Annotated in this window: 2 protein-coding genes and 1 pseudogene; 1 reads left to right on the top strand and 2 read right to left on the bottom strand. The window is 70.2% G+C overall.

Going from position 1 to position 3,459, the window contains the following annotated elements; genetic code table 11:
• Positions 1 to 20 precede the first annotated feature (20 nt).
• Positions 21 to 953, bottom strand: coding sequence for an alpha/beta fold hydrolase (locus STRIP9103_RS16490; protein ID WP_009313154.1), 933 nt, complete (start codon positions 951 to 953; stop codon positions 21 to 23).
• A 342-nt stretch (positions 954 to 1,295) separates the two neighbouring features.
• The gene (locus STRIP9103_RS16495) at positions 1,296 to 3,008 is read right to left on the bottom strand and encodes an acyltransferase (protein ID WP_009313157.1); all 1,713 of its coding nucleotides are present in this window, start codon (positions 3,006 to 3,008) and stop codon (positions 1,296 to 1,298) included.
• A gap of 200 nt (positions 3,009 to 3,208) precedes the next feature.
• On the opposite strand from STRIP9103_RS16495, the pseudogene STRIP9103_RS16500 reads away from it, so the two are divergent.
• Positions 3,209 to 3,459 (top strand): annotated as a pseudogene (locus STRIP9103_RS16500) (hypothetical protein); the annotation flags it as partial.

Raw genomic sequence — 3,459 nt, forward strand, 5'->3', positions numbered from 1 at the left:
GCTACACATCACGTCGGTCGTCAGGCGGCCTCGTCACGGACCCAGGCGAGCACCTGTGGCAGGGCAGGCAACGACGCGAAGTGGGCAGCGGACGGCTGCAGCACGGCCTTGGCCTTCGGCATCTTCTTCGCCAGCCAGCGGAAATGGGCGACAGGGGCGAAGACATCACGCTCGCCGTGCCAGAGCATCACGGGCACCGAATCGTCGATCTCCTTGAGGTCGAACCCCCAGGGCGAGCGGAAGGCGACCAGGTCGTCCACCCAGCCCATCGGCGCGCGCGGATCGTCCGCCCCCTCGCCCTGCTCGGCCTGGCCCACGGCTGAGAGGTAGTTGATGAGGAGGAGCTGGCGGATTCCGGCGTCCTCGACGATCACCCGGTCGACCTTCGGCATCTCCTCGCGGAGGGAGGCGAGGAACACCGTGGGATCGCGCCGGATGGTCTCGGCGTTGCGCGCGAGCAGCGCGCCCAACTCGGTCACATCGGGTGCGTGGCGGTCGAGCAGCTCATACGTCGACACATTGGAGTCGGACATCTCCTTGTGCCAGGCGAACCCATCGCCGTCGGCGTCCGGTGGGGCGAGGGAGACTAACGCGGCGACGCTCGCCACCTGGCTGCCGATGTTCCGTGCCGCGCAGGCCAGGGCGTGCGGTGCGCCGCCGGATCTACCCACCACGGAGTACTTCTTGAGTTGCAGGTCCTGGGCGATGGCGTCGATGTCCTCGGCGGCGTGGACGACCCGGCGGTCCGGGTGGCGGTCGGAGCCGCCGTACCCCGGCCGGTCGTAGGCGATGAGGCGCACACCGAGTTTGTGCAGGTCGAATGTGCGGAGCCGGGGGCCGAGTCGGCTTCCGGGGGTTCCGTGCAGCAGAAACACCGGGTGCGCGTCCGGATCGCCCCATGTCTCGTAGGCGATCGTCCGTCCGCCGGACGGCGTCTTCACTGTCTTAACCACCCGATGCCCTCCCGTGCCAGCGGCTGTGGAGTGAAGCGCGGGACCTCCCAGCATTGCGCATGGGAGGCCCCGCCTCTAGTAACTGCTCAGCCGTTCTGGCTTCATGTGGCAAGAATTGGGTAAACGTGGGCCGCTCGGCTGTTCACGCCCAAAGGTAGTGCACCACACCACGGGCCGCCCGGTGAGGGGGGAATTTCGTGATGCCCGAGTGAGCCGTGCGACAGGCCGCGTCACCGCACTTACGAGGCCGATTCCGCCCCCTGGCGATGCCCGGCACCTGGGTGAATACGCGACCACCCGTACGGAGCAGGACGGACGCTGACGTTCCGGAAGTGGCATGTCTCACGCACCCCCAGCCGGTTCCGGTCGGTGTACACCACGTGGCCGATAGTCCAGCCGCTCCGAGTACCCCAGCAGATCCGCCAGCAGCCACACAATGGCCAGCCACATCTCCGTCCCCTGCAACCCCGCCTCCGGCCCGGGCCCCGCCGTACCCGGACCGAATCCGAAGCCCTTTCCGTCCTGCCAGCGGGCCAGGGCCGCCGTGAGCTGCCGTTCGGCCCAGGAGCGGATCTCGGCGGACCGGTAACCGTCGCCGCGCGCGCCCCCGCCGCCCAGCTGCCGGGCGCACAGCCACAGCGGGTGGGCGACGTCCAGGACGTTGCAGGCGTTCTCGCGCCCCGCGCCGAAGTAACGGGTGTCCCGGGCGTGGTCCAGCACCGCGTCCACGACCCGCTCCGGATGCGGGACGGGCACTGCGAACTGGGCGAAGGAGCCGCGTGTGAGCCGGTAGTAGCCGTTCACCACCTGGAGGCGTCCGGCGGTGGCCGAGGGGCTGCCCCACATGCCGGTCCAGGGGTCCGCCCGGGTCAGCAGCCAGCCGAAGAGGGCTTCCAGGGAACCGGGTGTCATGCCGGGTGTCCGGCCGCCGTTCTCGGTGTGCCGGAGGTTCCAGTGGGCCGCCGTGGCCCAGCTGTCGATCCAGGCACCGGCTCCCCAGGCGTTGTCCCGCCAGGGCAACTTCTCCAGCCGGGAGGTGAGTTGGGCTGCTGTCATAGTGCTTACGACGTGGACGGGGTGGGGGAAGGTTGCGCCCAACAGGTCCAGTGCGTAGCCCACGGACAGTACGTGGTACAGCGCGGGGCCCTCGCCGATGAAGCCGTCGGGGTCCATCCGAGGGAGCTGTTCGCCGAACTCCGGTACCAGGCCGGTCTCCTCGTCCTGGAGCGCGCTCAGCCTCGCGATGTGTTCCTCGGGGGTGAGCTGTCCAGGGGGCGAGCCCAGCAGCAGGTCGGCTATCTCCACGGCGTCGCAGTGCGCCCGTACGGTGGGCGAGACGCCGGGGCGGTCGACGTAGTGGGTGCCGTTCCAGGACCGGTCGAGGATGTCGGCGGCCTGCGCTCGGGCCGTGGCGGCGAACCGGGCCAGCGCGTCGCCCAGGCTGCCGCCCCTGTCCGGCGTGCCTGCCGTCTCCCTCCGGTCCCGGATCCGCCGGGCCGGGTTCCCCGCCGCCACCGTCCACGGCGGCAGGTCCTTGGTGACCACCGCGCCGGCGCCGATCACGCAGTGGTCGCCGATGGTGACACCGTCGACCACGACCACATGGGAGCCGATCCACACGTCGTCGCCGACGGTGATGCCCCGGCTGGTGTGGGGTTGCTGGAAGACGGGGCGGTCGGGGGTCATGGAGTGGTTGAAACCGAGCAGCGAGGTGTGGGCGCCGATGCGCACCCCGTCGCCGAGCGCGACCCTGCCGCGGACCACGGTGAACGGGTTCAGCGTGCAGTCCGCGCCGGTGGTCAGCTCGCCGGTCACATAGGCGTGGGCGGCGATGTACGAGTCGTCGCCGAGGCGGAGCCGGTCCGGGTACACCGCCGCCGACTCGGCCACGTAACAGCGCTCGCCGATCTCGCTGTCCCCGCCCAGTGAGCGCTGCCGCTCCCGTTGCGCGGCCCGCTGTTCCTCCGCCGCCTCCTTCTCGAACAGCCAGGGGCAGTGGTCGAAGTGCTGTAGGGGCGTCCGCCGCTGATGAGCCAGGTCGTCCAGATGATCCACGGGTCGCATGCTAGGCAGACGCACGCCACGGCGGGAAGGGGGGGCCCGTGCCCGCGCGAGGTCTCCTCCGGTCCGGGCGCGCGCCGGATGGGTGAAGAAGGCGGCGGGCCGGTGCGTCGTGCGTTCGAAGCCATACGGATGACTCATCCTTTTGTCGCTTTGACGGCTTTTCCCGTTGAGTACCTCCCCCGGAGGCGGTCATGCGCATCGGTCCGCAGCGAGCCACGCCCTTCATCCCGAAGCGGAGTGCGCCGTTCATCGCGGTGGCCGGCGCGTTCACCCTGGCTCAGCTCGTCCTCGTACCCCCGGGACTGGGGCTCGGATGGGACGAGGCGGTGTACGTCAGCCAGGTCAGTCCCCATGCGCCGGCGGCTTTCTTCAGCGCGCCCCGCGCCTGGGGCGTGCCGTTGCTGGTCGCGCCTGTCGCCTCTTGGTCGTCGTCCACCGTGTT

Source organism: Streptomyces ipomoeae 91-03, assembly GCF_000317595.1.
Classification (GTDB): domain Bacteria; phylum Actinomycetota; class Actinomycetes; order Streptomycetales; family Streptomycetaceae; genus Streptomyces; species Streptomyces ipomoeae.